General features: G+C 50.5%; 16 protein-coding genes. All 16 read left to right on the forward strand.

Features of this window, described 5'->3' with window-relative positions; translation table 11 throughout:
- Positions 1 to 43: 43 nt before the first annotated feature.
- The 16 genes from KI367_RS11780 (at position 44) to KI367_RS11855 (ending at position 24,788) form a co-directional block, all read left to right on the forward strand.
- Positions 44 to 925 carry a flagellar hook-basal body protein gene (locus KI367_RS11780; RefSeq protein ID WP_212949804.1) on the forward strand — a complete coding sequence of 294 codons (882 nt, stop codon included), beginning with the start codon at positions 44 to 46 and terminating at the stop codon, positions 923 to 925.
- 30 nt (positions 926 to 955) lie between these two features.
- Positions 956 to 1,774 carry a flagellar hook-basal body protein gene (locus KI367_RS11785; RefSeq protein ID WP_036715049.1) on the forward strand — a complete coding sequence of 273 codons (819 nt, stop codon included), beginning with the start codon at positions 956 to 958 and terminating at the stop codon, positions 1,772 to 1,774.
- Between the two features lie 12 nt (positions 1,775 to 1,786).
- The gene (locus tag KI367_RS27505) at positions 1,787 to 2,068 is read left to right on the forward strand and encodes a DNA-directed RNA polymerase subunit beta (protein WP_212949806.1); all 282 of its coding nucleotides are present in this window, start codon (positions 1,787 to 1,789) and stop codon (positions 2,066 to 2,068) included.
- Between the two features lie 320 nt (positions 2,069 to 2,388).
- On the forward strand, positions 2,389 to 2,826 hold the full coding sequence (gene fabZ / locus KI367_RS11795; protein WP_036715052.1) for a 3-hydroxyacyl-ACP dehydratase FabZ: 438 nt from the start codon (positions 2,389 to 2,391) through the stop codon (positions 2,824 to 2,826).
- Between the two features lie 40 nt (positions 2,827 to 2,866).
- Positions 2,867 to 4,585 carry a phospho-sugar mutase gene (locus tag KI367_RS11800; protein WP_212949807.1) on the forward strand — a complete coding sequence of 573 codons (1,719 nt, stop codon included), beginning with the start codon at positions 2,867 to 2,869 and terminating at the stop codon, positions 4,583 to 4,585.
- Positions 4,586 to 4,669: 84 nt separating this feature from the next.
- Positions 4,670 to 6,685, forward strand: a complete 2,016-nt coding sequence (locus KI367_RS11805) for a DUF5693 family protein (protein WP_212949809.1) — start codon at positions 4,670 to 4,672, stop codon at positions 6,683 to 6,685.
- Entirely contained in the window at positions 6,658 to 7,791 is a 1,134-nt protein-coding gene (gene csaB / locus KI367_RS11810; RefSeq protein ID WP_212949810.1) for a polysaccharide pyruvyl transferase CsaB, read from the forward strand. Before KI367_RS11805 ends, csaB begins: the two co-directional genes overlap by 28 nt.
- A gap of 30 nt (positions 7,792 to 7,821) precedes the next feature.
- A complete protein-coding gene (locus KI367_RS11815; RefSeq protein WP_373316228.1) occupies positions 7,822 to 8,568 on the forward strand; it encodes a WecB/TagA/CpsF family glycosyltransferase in 747 nt (248 codons plus the stop codon).
- 114 nt (positions 8,569 to 8,682) lie between these two features.
- A complete protein-coding gene (locus KI367_RS11820; protein WP_212949813.1) occupies positions 8,683 to 9,807 on the forward strand; it encodes an MraY family glycosyltransferase in 1,125 nt (374 codons plus the stop codon).
- 193 nt (positions 9,808 to 10,000) lie between these two features.
- A complete protein-coding gene (locus tag KI367_RS11825; RefSeq protein WP_212949814.1) occupies positions 10,001 to 13,990 on the forward strand; it encodes an S-layer homology domain-containing protein in 3,990 nt (1,329 codons plus the stop codon).
- 137 nt (positions 13,991 to 14,127) lie between these two features.
- Complete coding sequence (locus tag KI367_RS11830) at positions 14,128 to 14,469, forward strand: hypothetical protein (protein WP_036715061.1); 342 nt, start codon at positions 14,128 to 14,130, stop codon at positions 14,467 to 14,469.
- A gap of 449 nt (positions 14,470 to 14,918) precedes the next feature.
- Positions 14,919 to 17,948, forward strand: a complete 3,030-nt coding sequence (locus KI367_RS11835) for an Ig-like domain-containing domain (protein WP_212949816.1) — start codon at positions 14,919 to 14,921, stop codon at positions 17,946 to 17,948.
- 98 nt (positions 17,949 to 18,046) lie between these two features.
- Entirely contained in the window at positions 18,047 to 18,613 is a 567-nt protein-coding gene (locus KI367_RS11840; RefSeq protein ID WP_212949818.1) for a hypothetical protein, read from the forward strand.
- 125 nt (positions 18,614 to 18,738) lie between these two features.
- Positions 18,739 to 19,017, forward strand: coding sequence for an alpha/beta-type small acid-soluble spore protein (locus tag KI367_RS11845; RefSeq protein ID WP_212949820.1), 279 nt, complete (start codon positions 18,739 to 18,741; stop codon positions 19,015 to 19,017).
- A 329-nt stretch (positions 19,018 to 19,346) separates the two neighbouring features.
- Complete coding sequence (metK, locus tag KI367_RS11850) at positions 19,347 to 20,549, forward strand: methionine adenosyltransferase (protein WP_212949822.1); 1,203 nt, start codon at positions 19,347 to 19,349, stop codon at positions 20,547 to 20,549.
- 249 nt (positions 20,550 to 20,798) lie between these two features.
- Entirely contained in the window at positions 20,799 to 24,788 is a 3,990-nt protein-coding gene (locus KI367_RS11855; RefSeq protein WP_212949823.1) for an Ig-like domain-containing protein, read from the forward strand.
- The last annotated feature ends 119 nt before the right edge of the window (positions 24,789 to 24,907 follow it).

Below are 24,907 nucleotides of genomic sequence, written 5' to 3' on the forward strand. Positions count from 1 at the left end.
CGTTTACGGATATGCACCACCAGGAAAAGGGGGCTCCCGCTCAATGATTAGAGGATTGTACACGGCAGCCGCCGGCATGCTGACCCAGGAAAGCCGGCATGATACGGCGGTTCAAAATTTAGCGAACATCAATACCCCGGGCTACAAACAGGTAAACAGCGTAGCGCGTTCGTTTCCGGAAATGCTGCTGTCGATGGTCGGCGGTGCAAGCGATGTCCCGGCAACCAGGATCGGCAAGCTGAACACGGGGGTTTTTGCGGAAGAGGCGTTGTCGCTATATCAGCAGGGCGTCATTCGGGAAAGCAGCAAACCGACCGATTTTGCGCTCGTGTCCGATATGGAGATGACCGATCCGGCCACCGGGCAACCGATCCGGTTTGACGGCTCCGGCAAATACGTGAACGCGGACGGCGAAGTCTTTTACAAGCCTGAAGCTTTCTTTACGGTGCAGGATCAAAACGGAGAACTGCGGTATACGAAGGACGGCAGCTTTAAAGTCGCCCTTGACGGCAGCCTGCTGACCCAGGAAGGATACCAGGTATTGGATAGCAATAATCGGCCGATCGTATTGACAGGCCCCGCAGACCGTTTTAAAGTGGACGAGCAGGGATACGTCCTGAATCCGGCCACCGGAGCGCGTGGGGCGCGGCTGGGCGTGGCGGTCGTGGGACAACCTTATCAGATGGTCCGCGAAGGAAACGGCGTATTCCGGATCGACGATCCGCAAGAGGCCGGCGTCCGTCCCGTCGGCGGAACCGACCGCGTGGAGGTACGCCAGCACTATATCGAAAGCTCGAACGTCAACGCGTCCGAGGTCATGGTCGATATGAATACGGCGCTGCGCGCGTACGAGGCCAATCAGAAAGTGATTCAGTTTTACGATAAAAGCTTGGAAAAAGCCGTCAACGAGGTTGGCAGGGTATAAAGCGGATATGAGGGTTAAGGGAGGTCTAACATGAACAACTCCATGATCAGCGCGATGGTGTCGATGAACGGGATTCAACGCAAACTGGATGTCATTGCCGACAATATCGCGAACCTGGATACGGTGGGATACAAACAAAAGGATACCACGTTCGAGGATACGCTGACTTCCGTGATGCAGCAGCCGAAGGACTTCAAGCAGCAGGGAAGATTTTCGCCGCTGGGATATACGACCGGCTTCGGCGTCCGTACGGGCGACGTTTTCCGTGATCTGTCGCAAGGACCGCTGGAGCAGACGAACCAGCCGATGGACCTGGCGATCGAAGGGGAAGGCATGTTTGCGGTCGAAGCAGGCGGCAGACGGGCGTACACGCGGGAAGGCGCTTTCCATTTCGTTCCGGATCCGGGCGTTCCGGGGTCGATGGTGCTGGTCAATAACCAAGGCTATTTCGTGTTAAACGAGAAAAACCAGCATATCCGGGTGTCCGATAAGGCGAAAGTGGCCATTGACCCTCAAGGCAAAGTTCTCGTCGATCGGGGCGGCGCCATCACGACGGCAGGCACGCTTAAAGTGCTGAAGCCGCTGCGCGAAGATGAGCTTCAGCAAATGGACGGCAACCTGTTTGTCGTTCCGGCGAGATTAACCGAGAATCAGGTGTTTGAAGTACCGGCAGCAGGAGGCCTGCCGAAGGATACTTCAATCCGTTCCGGATATCTCGAACAATCCAACGTGGATTACATGGGCCAAATTACCGATATGATGCAAATGCAGCGCGCGTATCAGTTGGCGGCCCGGGCCATTGCTTCCAGCGATACGATGATGAGCCTGGCCAATAATATGCGGGGTTAGGTGGAAGCGGCTATGAGCGATACGAATAAGCCAACCGATCGTTTGGCTAGGGTGCGGCATACAAACGATGCCGAAGGCAAGCAGGACGGGAAACCGGATGACGGGACGAAGCCTGCCAGGAAAAAAACGGCACGCTGGAGAATTGTCATACGCTGGATGATTCCGCTGTTTCTGCTGCTTGCGCTGGTCGGCGGGTTGATTGTCGGATACGTCGTCATCGGCAAGCAAAGCTTGTCCGACGTGTTTAAGTGGGAGACATGGCAGCATGTCATCGATTTGGTTTTTGCTCCTTAAAGGGCGAAACATTGCAACAGAGTGACAGAAAACTCCTTCGTTCGTCCGTGGGAGTTTTCTTTTTTTGCTCGGAAAATGTATAATGATGGGGGACTTGAGAACACCCAAAAGGGCCCTCTCCGGGCCGCGCCAATCGACTGCGGCTTGATGGAGAAAGCCCCTTATCTGAACCTTCACTTCTGCAGTTGGTGAAGGATACGTATAGTTTTTTCCGTATATTTATGTTTTTATGCAATGATAGAGGTTAGAAACGCCGTTTAGGCGCAGGCGGTAGCGGCGCCCATCGGCTCAACCCACTTTTGGAAGGAGAATTGATACCCGTGCTTAACGTTAAAGAAATCCAGGAGATTATCCCTCACCGTCCCCCGTTTTTGCTGGTGGATCGGATCGTGGAAATGGAGGTCGGCAAACGTGCGGTCGGCATTAAAAACGTGACGATCAACGAGCCGTTTTTTATTGGCCATTTTCCGGAATATCCGGTGATGCCGGGCGTTCTTATTACCGAAGCGCTCGCCCAAGTAGGGGCTGCGGCGATTTTGCAGGAAGAAAGCAATAAGGGCAAAATCGGTTTTTTGGCCGGCCTTGACGGATTCCGTTTCAGAGGACAAGTCGTTCCGGGCGATACGCTCCGTTTGGAAGTGGAAATCACCCGATTGAAAGGGAGCATCGGCAAAGGCCATGCGGTCGCGAAGGTTGACGACAAGGTGGTTGCCGAAGGCGAAATCATGTTTGCTTTGTCCGATCCAACCAAAGGTTAGACGAAACCAATATTAAAAAGACGGTGAAAGGGGAAACGATATGACGCAACTCAGCTTAACGGCAGAAGAAAACGTACGGCGCTGGTTATCCGATCCTTCGGTCGACGAAGAGACCAAACAGGAGCTGCAACAGCTGCGCGAGCAGCCGCAGGAGCTGGAAGACCGTTTTTATAAGGATCTCGAATTCGGAACCGGCGGCCTCCGCGGCGTGATCGGCGCGGGAAGCAACCGGATGAACCGTTATACCGTGGGCAGGGCCACGCAAGGTTTTGCGCGCTACATTCTTGAGCAGCACGGCCAGGCGGAAGGCACGCCATCGGTCGTGATCGCCCATGATTCCCGCCATTTTTCTCCGGAATTCGCGCTTGAAGCGGCACTGGTGCTTGCCGGCAACGGCATCACCGCCAAACTCTTTCCGTCGCTTCGCCCGACGCCTCAGCTTTCGTTCAGCGTACGCCATTTGAACGCGACCGGAGGCATCGTGGTGACGGCCAGCCATAACCCGCCGGAATATAACGGCTATAAGGTGTATAATGCCGAAGGCGGCCAGCTGGTTCCGGACCAGGCGGAAAAAGTGATCGCTTATATTCAGGAAGTCGATTCTTTTGCGGCGGTCAAACGGCTCGATCGTTCCGAAGCGGAAGCGAAAGGGCTGCTTGTATGGCTCGGGGAAGCCGAAGACGAAGCATTCGAGGATACGGTCGCGGCGGCAAGCGTCAATCGGGACCTGATTGCCTCGAAGCTGGGCAAGGATTTTAACATCGTTTTTACGCCGCTGCACGGCACGGGCAACATCCCGGTGCGGAACGTGCTCAAAAAGGTTGGCTTTACCAACGTGCATGTCGTAACCGAGCAAGAGCAGCCGGATGCGGAATTTTCGACCGTCAAATCGCCGAATCCGGAGGAACGCGAAGCGTTTACGCTGGCGATGAAACTCGGCAAAGAGCTGCAGGCCGATATCCTGATCGGCACCGATCCCGATTGCGACCGCATGGGAGCCGTCGTGCTGAATGACAAGGGCGAATATGAAGTCCTTTCCGGAAACCAATCCGGAGCCATCATGATTCACTATTTGCTGAGCCAGCTGAAGGAAAAAGGAAAACTGCCGGATAACGGCGCGGTCATCAAAACGATCGTGACGAGCGAAATGGGCGCGACGATCGCCCGGCATTACGGGGCGCAAGTCTTCAATACGCTGACCGGCTTCAAATATATCGGCGAAAAAATGACGGAGTTCGAACAATCCGGCTCGCATACGTATTTGTTCGGCTATGAGGAAAGCTATGGATACCTTGCCGGAAACTATGCACGGGACAAGGATGCGGTGCTTGCGTCGCTCCTGATCTGCGAAGCGGGCGCTTACTATAAGGCCCAGGGCAAAACGCTCTACACCGTGCTCCAGGAGCTGTACGAACAGTTCGGATACTTCCGCGAGAAGCTGGAATCCCGCACGCTGAAGGGCAAGGACGGGTTGGCCCAGATCCAGGCGAAAATGACGGATTGGCGCAATCATCCGCCGCAGACCATTGCGGGGGCTTCCGTGAAGGAAGTGCTGGACTATTCCAAAGGGCTGGACGGGTTGCCGCGCGAAAACGTGCTGAAATATATGCTCGATGACGGTTCATGGTTCTGCCTGCGCCCATCCGGCACGGAACCGAAGATTAAGGTGTATTTTGCCGTTCGCGGTACGTCGCTGCAGGATGCCGAGGAGCGGATCAACAAGCTCGCGGCCGAAGTGATGTCGAGGGTGGACGCCTAACACGACAAGACAAGGATAGTCCGCAAAGCCCCGGCCACTGCTGCTGCGGCTTTGCGGAGTGTTATAAACGAGGAGGTACTTTTGGTGCATCAAAAATGGCAGCACTTTAGCACGGCATCGCGCAAATGGCTGTGGATCCTGGTCGTACTGGGCATCGTCGCCGCATTGCCGGTCGCGTACGACCGATACCAAACGGAATCATCAGCGAGCAATGTGGAGTTGGTATTCAACTACCGCGGCTTGGCCGAGGTGGCTTCTTACCATGCCCATCCCGAGCAATTTTTGCAGGAGCAGCTGGATAAATTAAAAGCGGCCGGCATCACAAGCATGGCCATGTTTGAAAGCACGCTGGACGATTTCAAAAAATCGCGGCGGCTGATGGTCTATAACGCCCATGACATTGCGCAAATGACGCAAAGCGTCGTGCCGACCGATGAAAACTTCACGTACATTCTGTTTACCAATGAAGAGAATGCAGGCCGGTTAACGCCTGTCATCGAAGACACGTTCAAGAGCCTGGACATCAACGTGAAACCTTGGGAGTTCCATAACCAGAAAGGTTTGATCATCGAAACGTCGCCGGAGGACGCCGCGCTCAAACCGATGCAGCCGGATCCGATCGCGTTCGAAATGCTGCGCAGCAAAGGATTCCATATCGTGCCGCGCATGTCCGACAGCCTTCCTTACGACCAAGAGGCGATGGAGAAGCTGCTTGCTTATTATGAAGCCAATGACGTCAAACGGATTTTGTTTGAGGGAGACTCGGTCAGAGGGTTTAACGATAACGAAGACAAAAACAGCCTGCAAAGCTTCGCCAACCTGCTGAACCAGCACGGCATCGGCATTGCGGCCATCGAAAACACGAAAAAACCGCAGGCGGGCATGTCCACGCTGGCGTATAACATCCATTATAATGTCGTCCGGCTGTATTCTCTGAGCGAAAAAGACGCGCTCCTGGACGAAGACACGATCGCCGACCGTTTTGCCTTGGCGACCAAAGACCGGAATATCCGGATGCTTTACATCAATACGGCGCCAAGCCGGAGCGCATCCAAAGCGATGGTGACCGATTCGATCGACAACATCATCAAAAGTTTGAAAGAGCCTGGCAACGCCATCGAACAAATGGAGAAAAACGGATTCCATATGGGACGCGCAGAAGCCTTCCATATTACCGATTCTTCCTTGCAGCATTATTTGAAAATGGTCGTCGTGCTTGGCGGAGTCGCTTTTGTGGCGCTCATGATTTCTTATTTCCTGCCGCTGCTTACTTTGCCGGCCTTTGTGCTCGGTTTGATCGGCAGCGCGGGACTGTATGTGCTGAAGCCTACGTTGTTTGAACAAGCGCTTGCTTTGCTCGTGGCCATCAGCGGCCCGACGGTGGCGATGATTCTTGCGGTACGCAAACTCAATGCCCTTAACGGCGCGGATTCGGAACTGGCAACGGGACGGCGCGTGACGCATGCCATCGTGTTGTACATCAAAACGGCCATTATTTCCATGGCGGCGATCCCGTTCGTGATCGCGCTGCTCAACAATATTACGTACAGCCTCGTGCTGAACCAGTTCCGCGGCGTCAGCCTGCTGCATGCCGCTCCGATTCTGCTTATCGCCGTGTTCGTCATTTTGTACCGCGGCGGCAAACCGTTCCGGCAGATCGGCAAGCTGTTCAGAACGCCGATTACGCTGCTGTGGGTCGTCGTGGGCGTCGTGATCGCCGGCGCCGGCATGTATTATTTGAGCCGGACAGGCAATGCGGGCAAAGTCAGTTCGATCGAGATGGTGATGCGCACGTTCCTGGAAAATACGTTCCATGTGCGTCCGCGCAACAAGGAAATCGCCATGCATCCGCTCTTCCTGCTTGGCATCTTCCTGTCGATTAGATACCGGAATGCCGTTTACATCATGATTTTCGCCGTCATCGGCCAATTGTCGATGGTGGACACTTTTGCCCATATTCATTCGCCGATGAAAATTTCGCTTGCCCGCGACCTCCTGGGTCTGGGAATCGGATTTATCCTCGGACTGATCGCTATCGTGGTATGGCAAATCGCGGAAGGATGTTGGAAAAAATGGTCACCTCGCCTGAAACAACAGTAGTCATTTCGGGGTATTACGGCTTTAAAAACAGCGGAGACGAGGCCGTGCTGCAGTCCATTCTGACGGCGCTGGAAGAACAGGGGAAGCAAGCGGGGGTCAAAATCACCCCCGTCGTGCTTTCGATCGATCCGGCATGGACGTCGTCGACCTACGGCGTACGGGCGGTTCACCGGATGAAGTTGGGCGAAGTGAGAAACGCTCTGAAGAACAGCAGCGGTTTGATCAGCGGGGGCGGAAGCCTTTTGCAGGACGCCACCGGAACCAAGACCATTCCGTACTACCTGGGGATCATCAAGCTGGCCCAATGGCTGAACAAGCCGGTGTTCATTTACTCCCAAGGGATCGGCCCCGTGAACCGCAAGCTGTTTTATCCGCTGATTAAAGGAACGTTCAAAAAATGCGAATACATTTCCGTTCGCGACGAGCAATCCGCGGAGCTGCTGCAAAGCATGGGGCTGGAGCGGGACCGGATTCAAGTGGTTCCCGACCCCGTGATGGGGCTAACGCCTGAAACGGAAGGCTTGGCTTCGCTTGCCTCGGATGAAGATCCGCAGCTGCCCGTCATCGGCATTTCCGTCCGTTATTGGGATGCGGAGCGCCGGGAGCTGCGGGCGATTGCCGAAGGGCTTCGGGCATTTTGCCAAAAGCAGCCCGCCCACCTGCGCTTTCTGCCGTTTCATTTTCCGGGCGACGAAAAGGCGTCGCAGGACATCATCCAGCAGATGGGGGATTTGGTTTCCGCCGGAAGCAAAGTGTCGGTATGCCGGGAGGCGGTTCATCCGCGCCATATGCTAGCCGAAGTGGGGCGCTGCGACCTGGTCATCGGGATGCGGCTTCACAGTTTGATTTACGCCGCTAACCGGCAGGTGCCGCTGATCGGCATTTCGTACGACCCGAAGATCGACCATTTCCTGAAAAGGCTCGACGTTGAGCCTGTCGGAACGAGCAGTTCGCTTTCCCCCGCGGCGCTTGCGTCGGAAATCTCCAGGCTGTTGGCCGGCGCGGATCGGTGGAAGGAAGAAGCCAAACTCCGCATCGACAAGCTGAAGCGGGAGGCGCAGGAGCCTGCGCGGCACATCATTGAGTTTTTGAGCAGTAAAGGATAAGGGGATTTGACCGTGAACCAATTCGAACAGATGCCTACGGTTCCCATCTACGGTTTGCAGATATGCAGATGGGGGATGGAGGACACCGTTAAGTATTTAACCCATAAGTTGCAGTCGGAAGAGCGCAAGCCTATACAGGTAATTACGGCCAACCCGATCATGGTGATGAAAGCTCTGGAAGAGCCGGATTACATGCAGGTGATGAAAAACGCCGAACTGCTCGTGCCGGACGGTACCGGCGTCGTGTGGGCGGCCGCCAAAACGGGAATGCCCGTCCAGGAACGCGTGGCCGGGTTTGACCTTTTACATGAACTGATGAGAGTCGGAGAAGACTACCATTGGAAGGTATACTTGCTCGGCTCGACGCCGGAAGTGATTCAGGCCGCCGCGGAGCGGTTACATCTGCAATATCCGGGCGTCGAAATCGCGGGCTACCGCGACGGTTATTTCAAGGCGGAACAGGATGCGGAGGTCATCGCGGAGATTCGCAAGGCTGCGCCGGATATTTTGTTCGTCGCGCGGGGGGCGGATACGCAGGAACCATGGATTGCCCGTTATAAGGAACAGCTTGGCGTTCCGCTTATGATGGGCGTCGGCGGAAGCTTCGACGTCATCTCGGGCAAGTCCAAACGCGCGCCGAAGCTGTTCCAAAAACTGCGTCTTGAATGGTTCTACCGGCTGCTGAGAGAGCCGACGCGGGCCGCAAGAATGCTTGCGCTGCCGAAATTCGCCCTTAAAGTGATGCGGGATAAAGAAAACGTGACGAAACCCAGATAAAAGACGCTTATGAACTGCAAAAACCCGATTTTTTGCTGAAAAACAGGATTGGTTTTATTTTTTTGATGAGAGTATAATTCAATCCGGTAAAGAAAATGGGGGTTGAACGTACACATGTTAATGATAGCCATCATCGGATGTATCGTGTCATTGGCTTTGGCACTGCTGTTAACGCCGCTGGTGAAAAAACTTGCGATAAAGATCGGCGCCGTCGATGTTCCGAACGCCCGAAAAGTGCACACGAAAATCATGCCCCGGCTTGGCGGATTGGCGATATTTTTGGCATTTATGCTGTCCATGTTTGCCGTCCTTCCATTTGTCGCAGATCAGTTTTCCGCTCGGGATGCGAATTTTATTAAGGCCTTTTTGCTTGGGGGATCGCTGATCGTCCTGACCGGCGCCTTGGACGACCGGTTTGAGCTGTCGGCCAAAGTGAAACTGCTTGGACAAATCATTGCCGCATGCATCGTCGTTTTCGGCTTTGGCATCACGGTCGATTTTGTGAATATACCTTTTAACGATTCCTACTCGTCGCTCGAAAGCTGGATTGCCATCCCGCTCACGATTTTCTGGATCGTCGGCGTCACGAACGCCATCAACCTGATCGACGGTCTGGACGGGTTGGCTGCCGGAGTATCGGGCATCGCGATCGGAACGATTCTGGTCATGTCCCTGCTCATGGGCAACCTGACCGTTGCGCTGCTCTGCCTGCTGCTGCTTGGCGCGATCATCGGATTCCTGTTCTTCAACTTCCATCCGGCACAAATTTTCATGGGCGATACGGGTTCGCTGTTCCTCGGCTTCTGCCTGGCGATGTTGTCCATGCTCGGATTTAAGCAGATCGCGATCGTTTCGTTTATTACACCGCTGATCATTATCGGCGTGCCGCTGTCGGATACGTTTTTCGCCATCGTGCGCCGCTGGATCCAGAAGAAACCGATTTTCGCCCCGGACAAGGGTCACCTGCATCACTGCTTGCGGGAAATTGGCTTCAGCCACCGCCAGTCTGTCCTCATCGTATACGGCATCGCCGCCTTTTTCGGCGTCCTGGCTGTCATTCAGTCTTCCGCCGCGATGTATGAAGCGAATTGGGTCACCTTCGTCGTCATCTGCGTGATGATGTTCTTCATGCAAATCGGCGCCGAAGTTATCGGACTTGTCGGGAAGACGAAACGGCCGATTCTGGATTTGGTTGCAAGGCTCCGAATGAAAGCAAGCGCGGAGCGCGGTTCGAAGTAAACGTGGATTGTTTATGCGTCATGCCATCATATATTCATATGCAGAACGTCGCACCTTGGGTGCGGCGTTTTTTGATTTCTATTTTGGCGGTGTTTTTCAGGCAAGGGTTTTTTTATTGTTAGGTTTTACTAAATTATCGATTGGCTGGTGCCGATAAAAGAGATAAATGCATAAAACAGGAGGGAAAATGATTTTGAAGAGGATCCTATCCGTATTTTTGGCAGTTGTCCTTGTCATCAGTTTGCTGCCGGCTTCTTTTGCCAATACGGTAAGCGCAGCGCAAGCCGGCACTTTTTTTATTTTTCCGAACGAGCAGTATGACGTCAATTCGGCGCGTCTTGTCAATGAAGACCGCGTTAGTTTGACGGGTACGCTGAACGGGGTCAATGATAAGCAAATTTCTTACAGCGTATTTCAATTGACGAAAAAAGCGGATGGCACGATTTCCATCGTCAATTCGAATGAAGGACAAACCGGCAACATCATCGTCAACAACGGCAAAATCACGGTGTCCAACATCAAGCTTTTTTCCGGATTGAACCGGATTACGTTTAAAGGCCTGCAAGGCACGACGCAAGTCGAAGATTCGATCTATGTCGAGTACCGCAACGGGCCGACGATTTACGATTTGAAAGCGAACCTGGTGGACGGCAGCCAGGCCATTGAATTGAAGGAAGACAGTCCGGCCGTATTGACGGCTTCCCCGGGAAGTCCTGCGTACGGCAAAACCAAAACGGATATCAGCATCTCCGGTTATGCGCCGAGCGCGGATAAAGTGACGGTCGAGGTTAACGGACGCAGTTGGACTTATACGGTGTCGAGCTACAACAACTACAAGTTTTTTGCTTCGCCGATCAATGTCAACAGCGGAAGCAACATCGTCAAAATCAAAGTTTTGAATCAAAACCAGACGCTTGAAACTAGCCGCGAAGTTACGTTTTATAACGGCAAGGTCACCTTTTTTGACGTAAGAGCGACGGACGGTACCGACGTATCGGCAGATCTGTCGTCTTTCCCTAACTTCAATGTAAGCAGCACGAATATTACCGTCAAAGGTAAAGCGATCATCCCGATCAAAAACGGTCAATTGCCGGATGCGGCAGCTCTTTCGACCTATTTGGGGTACGCGTTTGCCAACGGGGCATCCGGCAGCGGAACCGCGCCCGTGACCGTGCTCGAGAGCGCCAACGATTACATGATGATCGAGTTCTCCGGCGTGGCTCCGGTTTCGGCGCAGTTCGACAGCCTGATCAACGTGACGCTGACAGCTGCAGACGGCACGACCGGTGCAGGCATTAGTTCGACGGTCGGTTTAACCTTAAGAGACAAAAACAAGCCTTTTATCCAGGAAGTCAATTATTTGTCCGGTTACAGCAGCGGCATGAGCACGTCGCAGATCCTGAACCTTTCGGGGACTTCGATGAACGGCGCCAACATTTTCTCCCTGCCGATCGCCATGGAGGTTTTGGTCGCGAACGGGGCAAGCGTCAATAACATCACGATCACCGGCATCACGGATGCCAAAGGCAACGCCCTTACGCCATTCAGCCAGCCGGTTGTCCTGGCCTCCGAAAGAGTCGTTAGAAACATTAACGGCAATCAGGTCGAACTGCAGCGCATCATCATCCGGGTAGACAAGCTTCCCGCGGCAGGCTATCAGAAGATTACCTTCCAGGCCAACAATGTGGCCGGGTCTGAGCTGACCGTTCCGGTTACGCTGCTTTACGGCCCTTATGTGCAGTTCACATCGCTGTATGACGACATGAAAATCGAGATGGATACGAATAATCCGAATCTGAAGGACAACGTCATGAAAGACGTGGATTATTTCAAAGGGCAGCTGATGAACGTCGCCAACGACAGCGAAATCAAATACAGCGGCACCGACCAAACGATCTTTTTGTACATCAATAATACGCTTGTGAGCCTTGAGAAGGATCCGACCTCGTCTGAGGTGTCCAAGTTTAGAATCGCTTCAGGCGACGAGAATAAAGCTTACCAAGCGTTGTTCCCAGGCAACAACATCATTAAATTCGTGTTTAAGTCGCCAAAGAACTCGTATGAAAAATCGATCAATATCAGCTACGTGCCTTTGAACGTACCTGTGATTCCGGTACCGGATTCCGTAGGGGTATTCCCTTACAGCATTGACAATACCGACCCGGTTCCTGACAACAACGACAAGAAGTTCGAAAAGACCGGTTCCGTCTATACGACGACCGAGAAAAAGATGAACGTATACGGAACGTTCGATTTCATCGATTTGGGCCAAACCAAAAGCGCGGTGGACAGCAAGCTTCTCACCAATTCAGCAAGCAACTCGAAATATATGCTTAAAATCTCGACTCCAACGACGGATGGCAAAACCCAAGAATATACTTGGTCCATGGATCAAAGATTTTATGCATTAAAAAGCCCGGGCGACGTATTTAACAGCTCGAACGGCAATACGAATCCGAACCTGAACGTTTATTATGATTACGACACCCAAACGTTCAGCTTTAAGCTTTTGAATCAATCCTTGCCGCTGAACGGCAGCCCGATCGTATACAACATCACGGTGTATAACAGCGGGGAAGGCGGTCCGACGGCAACGTTCCGACTCGAAGTCACTTATAAAACGGCACCGTTCCAGATCATTCGTCCGCTTGAAGGCAGAAGACTGGTGAACCAGAACTTCGTCGAAGTTATCGTATCGTCCGACAACGCATCGAAAGTGATGATCGGAAAGCAGGAAGCGAAGAAGTCCGCTTTTGACGCGGATTACGATCCGTCCAACGGCATCGATTACCCGAATGCGTATCGGGCGATCGTTAAAGATCTCAAGCCGAACAAGGACAACAAAATCGACATTACGGTATTTGTCGGAAACGATCAACTGAAAGACTACATTACCGTCAAATACGTGCCGACAAGCATTCCGGGCGCGCAATATTTGGAAACGATGAAAAGCTCGCACAAAGCTTTTGACGGCAATTTGACGTTAACCTTTCCGAAAGGAGCAAGCCTGATCCGGAGAGATTACAACGTGGCCGACCAGTTCAAAAACCAAGTGTTCTCCGGGCATGATATTTTGTTCGCCATCGCGAACAGCGAGGACGGCGTCGTAGACCGCCGCGAATTCGAAGTGCCGGTTGCCAATTTCGATAATGAAATCGCGCTGGGCAAACAGCTCTTTATCGGCAACTTCCAGCAGCGGTTTGTCAAATCGAGCCCTGTATTCTGGATTGATCCGGGAACGGCCGACGATATCAACACGGACAAGGTATATGACCCGATTACGCATGGTTCCGACCCATACCAGCTTCCGGGGTCCGAAGTGCGAAGCTTCTATAATAGAGAAAGCATGAACGAGCTGGTTCCGTCCAAACGCGGGACGCTGACGCTCACCTATGACGCGAATATTACGCAGGATGCGGGACGGCTCGTAACGGTATTCCGTTTTGATCCGGAGCTGCAGAAATGGGAAAACATCGGCGGCGTCGTGGATCCGAAAAAACATACGGTTAAAGTGCCGTTTGACCGTTTTGGCTACTACGTCGTTGCCAAATTAGGTTATTCCTACAACGATGTCGTGCAGCATCCGTACGGCCGGGATTATATCGAAACCATCTATGCCAAAGGCGTCATGAACGCCTTCGATCCGTCGGAACGTTTTGGAACGGATTTGTATATTTCCCGGGCTGAATTCGTGCGCGCGATCGTCAGAGCGCTGGAGATTCCTTTGAATTACCAGGGACCTAAGCATTTCTCCGATATTCCAAGCTCGCTTACGAGCATTAACGTCGACGGTCTATGGGATTTCAGATATATCGAGACCGCGGCGCGCGAAGGGATCACGAGAGGGGCGCAGCCGCAGTTCTTCGACGCGGAAAGCGCCATTACCCGCCAGGACGCTTCGGTCATGATCGCCAAGGCGCTCAACCTGAAGCTTGAGACCGACCGGGCGAAAATCACGAAGGATCTCCAAAAGTATTTTAAAGACTATGCAAGCATCGATTACTACGCGCAGCCTTCGGTTCTGGCCATCGCCAAAAAAGGCTTCATCCAAGGTTCGCCTGTCGATCCGGCCGATCCGAAACGGGGTAACATGTTTAATCCTACCGCCAATATGCTGCGCGGAGATGCCGCCATCATTATGGGCAAAGTCATGGCAGACCTGAAGAAGCTGCCTAAGATGTAAGCATGAAAAAACAAACAGCGGGAGCCGGCAATTCCGGCTCCCGTTCTATTTCCAATTACAATTCTTTGTAATTTGTCGAGGATTAGGATACAATGACGTAGAATACAATTTATAATTTAAAGGGTGAAGGCTATCTTATGAAACCGATCTATTCCAAAGCTCAGTTGGACTATATGAAAGCAAAAACCAAATTTGAGAATAAGGCCAGCACATTGGAAAAAAAGATTGAGATGACTCGCAAAACGAGAGAAATTACTCAAGAAGTCATGGAAGGCCTTGTAATGGAAACGGGCTTTCATGATGCCTATAACGAACTGCTGCAGTCCGAAAACGCACTGATCGAGTGGTCCCACTCCACGATTAAGCACGAAAAAACATACCGCGAGAACAAACAGCCGATCGAACAGATGTATGAGAACCTGAACTCCAGTCCGGAGATGCGGGCTCAGATCATCGAACTGGCCATGAAAATTCGTTAACGTTTTGTAACTATTACATCCATTCATTGATCATAAAGAACGCCAAACGGCGTTCTTTTTTCTTTTTCGGAAGATCCATTTCCAGTTCGCAAAGCCCCTAAATTTCCACATATCTCCTGTACAAGCAGGTAAATATCCCATCATTACGGCACTCGGGTAACAATTTTGAAATTTTTTTAAAAAAGGTGCAACTTTTTATGACGGCGTGCGTCTAAGATGTAGAGTCAATTACGATGGGCGAATCCAACAATGTCCTGTAGAAGAAATTTGTCTATAATTTAGAAAAATGTTCTTTACGGCATCTTGACCCCATTGTATAATACTTAGGTAGTATTAGGAATCTACTCTTTTTTTGTCGTATTCCAAGTTTACCAGTTTCTGTGATTTCGTCACAGACATCATTTATATGGAAATTTTGCTCCGACTCGGGAAAGGGGGTGCACGTGACTATGAGTAACAAGAGCTACCCAATTAAAGAAAACTCTATTGTGATGAAAGTTCAAGGAGGAGAACAAAAGGTTATGAAGAAAATTTTGACAGTCGCTTTGTCTACAGCAATGGCATTCTCCATGTTTGCTTCTGTAGCATTCGGTGATTCCGCAGTATCCGTACAAGAGAAATATGATTCCCTGAAAGCTAAAGGAATCTTCAATGGTTACCCAGACCAACAAGCTCACCTGGAAAGAGACATGACTCGCGCTGAGTTCGCGAAAGTCCTGACTAAACTTCTGGGTCTGAAAGAAGTAACTGGCACTCTGTCTTACAAAGACAAAGGCTACAACGCTAAAAACTGGGCCGTTCCTTACATCGAAGCAGTAACTGCTGCCGGTATCATGGAAGGCCAAGACAAAGTAAAACAAATCTTCAACTACAACGGTAAAGTAACCGTTCAAGAAATGGCTACTGCACTGGTTCGTGCACTGAAACTTGAAGTTCCAGCGAACGCTGACAACAGCGCTTCTACTTGGGCTAAAGGATATGTGCAAGCAGCAATCGACAAAGGTCTGATCTCCAAGGATCTGAACTTCCAAGCTAACGCTACTCGCGAACAGCTGGTTAACGCTGCTTACCAAGCAGAGCAAATCATCAACCTTTCCGTTAAGTCCTACAAAGTAGCTGACAACGGTAAAGACATCGAGTTCACTTTGAGCTCCGGTGAAGTTGTAAAAGTGACTTTGGAAAAAGCTCTCGAGCCTAACAAAGAAACTGAAGTTAAATTCAAAAACGCTGCTGGCCAAGAAATCACTGCAAAAGTGACTTGGGTAGTGACTGAAGCGACTAAAGTCGACAAAGTTACAGCTACGAACCTTAAAGAAGCTGTAGTTTCTTTCGACGGCAAAGTTGATAAAGAAACAGCAGAAGAAGTAAGCAACTACACTTTGAAATCGGGTAAAGCAATTAAGAGTGCTGTATTGTCCGAAGATGAAAAGACAGTAACTCTGACTTTGTCCGGAACTTTGACTAATAACAAAGCTGATTTCCTGAGCGTTTCTAACGTTAAAGCTGGAAATAAAACGATCAGCGCTAAAGAAGTTGAGTTCACAGCTGCAGATAACCAACTTCCAGAAGTAACTTCCGTTAAATCTCTCGGAACGAAGTCTGTAAAAGTTGTATTCAGCGAGCCGGTTCAACTTCCAGCTCAAAACAAATTTGAGCTTGATGGAAAGACCTACTTCGGTAAAGTTGCTCAACCAACTTCCAGAACGATTATCTTGACTCCGTTCAACACTGCAGCTTTGTCTGTTGGAGCACATAAGTTGGTTGTAAGTGGTATTAACGACTACGCTAACTTTGTTTCTTTGACTAGCACTCATGACTTTACAGTTGTAGAAGACAAAGAAGCCCCAACAATTACCGAATCTTCTGCTACTCTGGAAACAGTAACGCTTACTTTCTCCGAGGAAGTAGACGCTGATACGATCAAGGCTTCGAACGTTTACTGGAAATCCGGAGACAGCAAGAAAACCGCTAAGTCGTTCGAAGTGATCGAAGATAACAAAGTGAAATTCACTTTCGACAGAACGAACGCTCTGCCAACTGGCGCGGTAACAGTTTATGTAGATGGCGTGAAAGACTACAGCGGTAATCAAATCGCTTCCGGTACTTCCGTTGTCGTTAATGCTGTAATCGACCAAACTCGTCCAGAAGTTAAAAAAGCTACTGTGGTAGACAGCAAAACAATTAAAGTTGTATTCTCGAAATCTTTGCTTGAATCTTCTGCTGAAAACAAAGCAAACTACACTGTAGTAAACAAAGACAACAAAGTTCTTGCAGTGAAGAGCGCTGATTTGGGTGGAACTAACAACAACGAAGTTACAATTGAACTGTACTCTGCATTGTCCGCTGGTGACAATACTTTGACGATCAAAAACGTTAAAGACAACACTAGATTGGAAAACACAATGCTTGATTACAGTGGTACAATCAACGCTGCTGATACAGAAGTTCCAAAAATTGACTCTGTCCTTGTTAAAACAAGCGAAAATGTAGTCATTCTTGGATTCAGCAAGAAAATGGATCCTGCAACATTGCAAGACCTGACGAACTACAACTACTCGATTGGCACTAACGAATCTGGTGCTACTGAGCGCAAACCACTGACCGGTAATGTTGCTGACATTACAGTATTTAATGACAGCAATGCAGTAGCTATTCGTTTCGCAGAAGATGTCAAGTTGGGGGTTGGCAAGGGCAAAATCTCCAAATTGTACGTTCTTGGTCTGAAAGATGCTGCCGGTAACCTCTTGAAAGAATTTGCATCTGACGCTGGCTTCTACATTGATTTGACTCAAGATAAAGGTCTGGCTCTCAGCCAAATCGACTCCGATTATGATGCTAATTATAAGGCTCAATTGGTAGGTAAGAACGAAATCGAAGTGAAATTCTCTGCTGGTGTATCTGCTGTATCTAGCGGTGCATTTACAGTTAAAAACACTGTTACAAATGCAACCTATGACGTGAACAGCGTTGAAGTGGATGGAACTTCCAAAGTTAAACTTAACTTCAAAGATTCCGTACTGAACACTACTTATGCCGAGAACCTGGTAGTTGATGTAGACTACGGCAAGCTTACAACACTTGCTGGCAATATCACTGGTACCGGAAGCACTAAAGTTCTGGATAAAGTTGCTCCTGAATTCAAAGGTGACAATGTGGCTGTTACCGGTCAAGAACTGACTGTTACTTTCACTGAAGACGTTACTCTTGATGCAGCAGCTAACAAAGAACTGCTGGCTAAAGACTTTGAAATCACTCGCTACTTTGACGGCAAGAAACTGGTAGCTGGTAATGAATTCGTTGTTAAATCTGTAGCGGGTAACCAAGTTGTTATCGAACTTAAAGACGCAGCTACTAGAAAATACGACACAACTTACACAGTTAAATTCTTGGGATCTAAATATCTCACAGATACTACTGTAGTTAAAAACCAAGCTGCTACATTCGAAAAAGAAACAACAAATGTTGTAAAAGGTCAGTAATTATCCAAGATCTCTTTTTTGAAATGTAAACCTTGAAGTAAAGGGGGGGACCACAAATGGTTCCTCCCTTTTCTATTTATTATCGGAGGAGATACAGAGTGAGAAAACTAATATTAGTATCAGCAACAACATTAACCATAGGAGCAGGCATCGCCCTCGGCTCCATCTTCAACATTACCGCACAAGGTGCAGGCTCTGTAGGTCAACCCGGTACAGCCGACGATCCTGTCGTCACTAAAAGCTACGTAGATCAACAAATCCAAAAAGCTTTAGGCGGTGGCGGAAACACAACAACTACGCCGCCGACAAATCCAACCACGCCAACCAATCCAACTACGCCTCCGGCAACGGAAAAGCCATCCAGCGGAAAAGATGAAACCACGACCGTTGAAAACACGGTGTCCGTCGTTACCCTGAAGCCAGGTGAAAAGTTGATTGCCAAAGCCGGTACTGAGTTTATTATTCGCAGCGGCAAAGGCGTTGTATACAGTCAGGACACGAACGGTGTAGCGGATCTTACCGATGGAAAAGATATTGCCAATGGACAACCTGTAGGGAATAACCATTTGCTTTCTTTTCCAAGAGACGGACGCGGCATCATGGTGCAGGAGGGCAACAAATATAATCTGATTGTCATGGTGCGTGGCGGATATTCGATCCAATAACATCCATAGATAGCGCTTTATATAGACTTATTTTTGCCAAAAGTAACAATGATTTATACGTCTATTGCGACGTGAAATACAGATACTAATCCTGCAGTACCAACCATGCAGGAGGTGCATTTTCAATGCCTAGATCAAATAACCGGAATCGTAAGCTCGTGCCTGAATCCAGAGATATGCTGAACCAAATGAAATACGAAATTGCCTCGGAGCTGGGGCTGAGTTCGGCCTATGGTTCTTCCGGCGAGTTTGCGGACACCGAGTTTGCGGGAGAATTAGGCGAAGTTGGCGGATTTGCGGGCGGCGGCTCTTATGCCGGTCATTTGACTTCCCGTCAAAATGGATCGGTCGGCGGGGAAATGACCAAACGTCTCGTTCGCCAAGCGCAACAAAGCTTATTGTAATTTTAAACCATCATTATGATCCGAAAGCGCTGCAACAACAGCACAAAAGTTCCTTTTGGTGGATTGATGTAGCCATTATCTGGAACGATTTTTGCAAATGTAGGATTCATTCTCCTTTCGTTGACATAGGTTGACAAATGCGTTAATATGTCCATTGAGGATTGTCATGCAGCCTTTTCCTGCCTGGGAAAAGGTTCATTTTTTGTATAGGGCATACTTAATGATTATTTATAATCAGGACAATAACGCCGCGTTATGCGGCAGAGCTGTAAAAGGAAGTACGTCGGTTGACGTTTTTCTTAATATTTGATCCTTAGGAGGTTGAACCTATGTCTGTAAAAGGACGTCATCTGTTTACTTCAGAGTCCGTTACGGAAGGACATCCGGACAAGATTTGCGACCAAATCTCCGATGCGGTGCTTGATGCATTTCTGGAAAACGATCCTTACGCTCGTGTAGCCTGCGAAGTGTCGGTTGCGACTGGCCTTGTGTTGGTTATTGGTGAAATCAGTACCAAATCCGAGTATGTAGATATCCCAGCTATTGTTAGAAATACCGTCAAAGAAATCGGGTATACACGCGCCAAGTTTGGCTTCGACTACAATACGATGGCCGTGCTGACATCCTTGAACGAACAGTCTGCGGATATCGCCCAAGGCGTAAACGCTGCGCTTGAAAGCCGCGATCCTGCCCAAATGGATAAGGAAACGGAAAATATCGGTGCAGGCGACCAAGGTTTGATGTTTGGTTTTGCGACCAACGAAACGCCGGAGCTTATGCCGCTCCCTATCGCGCTTTCTCACCGTATCGCCCGCCGTTTGTCCGAAGTCCGCAAAGACGGCACGCTTGACTATCTCCGTCCGGACGGCAAAACGCAAGTGACGATCGAATACGTGGACGGCAAACCGGTACGCGTGGACACGATCGTGGTGTCGACTCAGCATTCCGAGGATGCAACGCTTGAGCAAATTCAAGCCGATATTAAGGAAAAGGTTATTCTTCCGGTCGTACCGGCAGAATTGCTGGATGAACAAACGAAATATTTCATTAACCCAACCGGACGTTTCGTGATCGGCGGTCCTCAAGGGGATGCCGGCCTGACGGGCCGCAAAATCATCGTCGACACCTACGGCGGTTATGCACGCCATGGCGGCGGCGCATTCTCCGGCAAGGATCCAACGAAAGTCGACCGTTCCGCAGCGTATGCAGCACGTTATGTTGCCAAAAACATCGTTGCAGCAGGACTCGCAGACAAATGCGAAATCCAGCTTGCTTACGCGATCGGCGTTGCAACGCCGGTGTCCATCAACGTGGATACGTACGGCACGGGCAAAGTAAGCGACGAGAAGCTCGTTGAGCTGATCCGGAACAACTTTGATCTTCGTCCTGCAGGCATTATCCGCATGCTGGACCTGCGTCGCCCAATCTATAAGCAAACTGCCGCTTACGGTCACTTTGGCCGTACGGACGTGGATCTGCCATGGGAACGCGTGGATAAGGCGGAAGAGCTTAAAGCCCAAGCGGGTCTGTAAGCTTTTCTCTTTAACGGATACAAGAGTTATAATTCCGGGGGTCACCGCTATACGGGGATGCCCTACAAATTAAAACCTCAGTTTGGCTTTGCGCCGGGCTGAGGTTTTTCGTCGTAAAAAAACCTTCCGGCCAAAGTCCTAAACTTCATCCCTTTTTTGACCGAAAAAGAAGTATAAGCGTGTGTTTTGTGACGGGCTCATAAAACATGTCAGGAGAACACGACGCCCGGGAAAGGAAGGATGAGACGAATGAGAAAAAGGCTGTCACTGCTGCTGGCCTTCATCTTAACGATCGAGGTGGTCTTTGGGGGAGTCGGGGCTGTCACTGCTGCCGCCGCTTCTACGCCAGATTTAGCCGCGAAAATTTCGGCCGCTCCGAATTCGTGCAGCACGGAAGGAGTTGGTCTGACGCCGAGCTTCAATTTGGATTTCAATCAACCCATGAAATTAGTCATACTCGGTGGCGGGATCACCCGGATTTATCTGCAGGATTTAACCGACCCGAAGGGGAGCATGGATAGTCTCCCGATTCAAGGAGATCCGGCTCAACCAGGGACGCATTTTGAGGTAAGATTCGACAATCAGAAGCGGCTGCAATATGGCCACAATTATGTTTTGAAAATGAGCGCAGGTGCTTTTGAAACGGCTGACGGACAAAATACGCCTTCGGAAGAGGCGGCATATCCATTTAGTACGGTAAAAAAAGCCGTGCAGTCTTACGAGCCGGCATCGAATGCAACCGGGATCAATCCCGTGCAATTAAAGCTTAAAATGAGATTCAACGAAGACATGGTTGCCGGTACGGGTTCCATTCAGGTCGCCAAACAATCGGACAATGCCGTCGTGGAGACGATTCCAGCCGCCGGCAATCAGGTGAGCGTCAATGGCTGCGAGGTTGTCGTTGCATTGAGTCAAACGCTCGCGAACGATACGACGTATTGGGTGAAAGTAGATCCGAATGCTTTTGCAACCAAAACGGGGCTTCCGTTTGAAGGCATACATAGCCCTGGCGAATGGTCTTTTAAGACGCAGCCGAAGACGGCCATCGTAAGTACATATCCGCGCAACAATGACGTCAATGTTCCGGCAGCCACAAAATTGACGTTAACGTATAATTTTCCGGTAACCGCAGGAACCGGTGCCATCGAACTTCGGCGGACAAACGGCGCTTTGATCCAGTCCATTCCTGCAAACCATACTTTGGTAACGGGAAGCGGCACCACCCAAATTACGATGGACTTCAGCACTTACATGACCGGCAACTCCGGGTATTATGTGACGGTTGCCGACGATGCTTTTAAAGATTCGCAAGGCAATGCGGTTCAAGGGATCACGTCGCCTAACGGATGGAGATTTACGACTGCTGTCGACAGCTCCTCGGCGCTGACCATCACCAGCTTCAGTCCGTACCATCAAAGCACCGGCGTGGCCGTCGATTCGGATTTGTACGTCACCTTTAATCGGGAAGTGGTCCGGGGCCCTGGCGAAGTGTCGGTACGCAAATCGGGGAGCAGTTCGAATGTTCCGGTCGATGTCAGCGTCAACGGACGCGAAGTGCGGATACGGCTTCAGTCCGGTTATACGTTCGATTATGACTCGACCTATTACGTTACGATCGGAAGAAACGCTTTTTACGACGCGCAAAATGACAACAACCAGTATCCGGGATTAACATCGGGGTGGACGTTCCAGACGCCGGTGACGGACAGGCAGCCTCCGGTGCTTCAAAGCAGCGAGATGTACAACAATACGACGATCCGGCTCGCCTACAACAAACAGCTGTACGCGGATACCTGGCTGCAAACCAGCAGCTTTACGGTAACGGTCAACGATGAAAAACGCAAAATCAGCTATGTTTCCACTTCGGGGAACAGCGTATACATCACGCTGGAAACCGGGGTGGCCGTAGGCCAGAACGTCAAAGTCAGCTACAGCGGAGGTTCGCGTCCGATTCAAGACCTTTACAAAAATCAGGCGGCGACCTTTTCGGGGCGCGACGTGGTGAACGGAATGGACACGGCCCTCCCCAAACCTTCAAGCGGTTATGTTTCATACAGCAATCTAACCTTATCCTTTAATCAGTCGCTTAAATCGGTTTCGTCGTTCGCTTACGAACAATTTACGGTAAAAGCGGATGACACCGCCGTGGACATCAAGTCGATCAGCCAAAGCGGACAAACGGTTTATTTGACGCTGAGCAGTCCCGTTTCGGACGGCCAGGTGGTGAAGGTAAGCTATAAGCCGGGAAATTATCCGCTGCAGGACAGCAGGGGACAAAACATCAGCGCGTTCACCGATTTTTTCGTGCGAAACTATCAGGACACGAAGCCGCCGGTTTTCCAAAAAGCCGAAGGCACGGACAAAAAGGTGACCCTGACGTATAACGAACCTTTAAGCACGACCAATATCCCGATGAAAAGCCAGTTCTCGGTTCTGGTGAACGGGGCGCCGAATTACGTGAGCGCGGTTGAAGTGAAAAACAACCAGGTGATCTTAACCCTGGCGACATCCATAAACAAGCTTTCCAAGGTGACGATTTCCTACGTTCCGGGGACAAGCCGCCTGACGGATCTTAACGGCAATGCCGCAGGGTACGTCAACCTGGAGCCCGTCAAGATCGTGGAAAACGGCGCCTCCGGAGAGGTCAAATCGATCTCGGTGCAAGGGGACGTCGTGCAAATTACGTATTACCGAACGCTTTTGCAGACCAATGTTTCTTCAGGCCTCTTCCAGGTGTATGTGGACGGATTGATCCGCGGCGTGCTGCAGGCGGTTGTTAACGGCAATACCGTTACTTTAAAGCTGAGCAGCCCCGTCTCCAGCGGACAGAGAGTCGAAGTGACGTATCTGACGGGTGCAAACGGCGTGACGGACAGCGACGGCAACCGGATGCCGGCATTCAATAATCTGGTGGCAGGGGAGTTCACCGGGGACAAGGCGGATGCGAACCGGCCGGATTATCTGTCGCTGACCGAAGTGAAAAATTTTGGAATATCGGCATTTGCGTTAAGCGAGGCGGCCGCAGTTCCCGCAGCCAATATCCAGTCCCGAAACAATCAAACGATCAAACGCATCGTCGTGGATTCGGAGAAGCTTATCAACGCGTACGAATACATCGCGAGCAGCAGATCCGGCACGCATTTGACGTTAATCGAAGCCCAGTCAGGCTCAAACGGCGTTTCCGTTAGCCTTTCGCTTAGCGCTTTGGAAAGCATTTATGCCAAGGACAAAAACGCGGCGATTGCGGTAAAAGCGGGGGAATCGATGATGGTTCTCCAGTTGAGCCGGCTCGATATCGCCGGAATTGCCCGAAGCCTGAACACCTCCTCGTCCAACGTTGCTTTAAACATCGCGGTGGAAAAGCTGACGGGAGACTCAGCGGCATTTATGAACGGTAAAATAAGCGCATCCGCGATCACCAAAATGGCCGAACCTGTCGATTTCTATATCACGGCCGTCCATAACAACGCTTCGTCTTATTCGGTGGATGTGCAGGTTGACAATGAGTATTGGATTTCGAACACTTCGACTTCGCTTGTCGATAAAATAAGCGTATTCCGATGGGACCGGGGCGCGGACAAAATGACCTTCGTTCCTTCCATTGTTGTGAACCAAGGTGCAAGGAAAGTTTTTAAAGCCAAAATCAAAGGAAACTATACCGTCGTCATCGGCGTTTCTTACAAATATTATACCGACGTCGTCAGCCACTGGGCTTCCAAAGCGATCCAAGCTCTATCCGGAAAACTGATCATCGAAGGCCGAACGAGCAACAAATTCGAACCGAACAAAATGATCACCCGGGCTGAGTTTGCGGAATACGTAGCCAGAGGGCTCGGCCTTTCCGGCGACGTGCAAACGTCCCAGCGCTTCTACGACATTACCAATACGAAAGAGAATGCGTTTATCGGCGCGGCGGTCAAAGCCGGAATCATCGTCGGCAACAAAGACGGTTCGTTTAAGCCGAACAATCCGATTACCCGCGAAGAAATGGCGATCATGATGATGCGGGCCATGAATTATGCCGGCTACCAGGCGACGCTTGCTTATACTCCGGAAACGTATCTGCAGAAGTTCGCCGACTATAAAAAGATTCAAGTCAAGGATACCGTTGCCAAGCTCCTAAAAGAGGGCATCATCCAAGGCGTGAGCGAGAAATCGTTCCAACCGAAAGGCAATGCGACAAGAGCGCAGGCGGCGGTGATGCTCCAAAGAATGCTGGAAAAAATAGAATATATGTAAGTTTTGCAAGCCTGATCCCCCCATTCGGAGGGGACCGGGCTTTTTTTCGACCGAATCTGGCGATTTCGTTAAAAAAAGCATATTTATCCGTAACTTTTCCGGCTTAAAACAGTCTATTA

Source organism: Paenibacillus cookii, from assembly GCF_018333375.1.
Taxonomy (GTDB): Bacteria; Bacillota; Bacilli; order Paenibacillales; family Paenibacillaceae; genus Paenibacillus_AQ; species Paenibacillus_AQ cookii.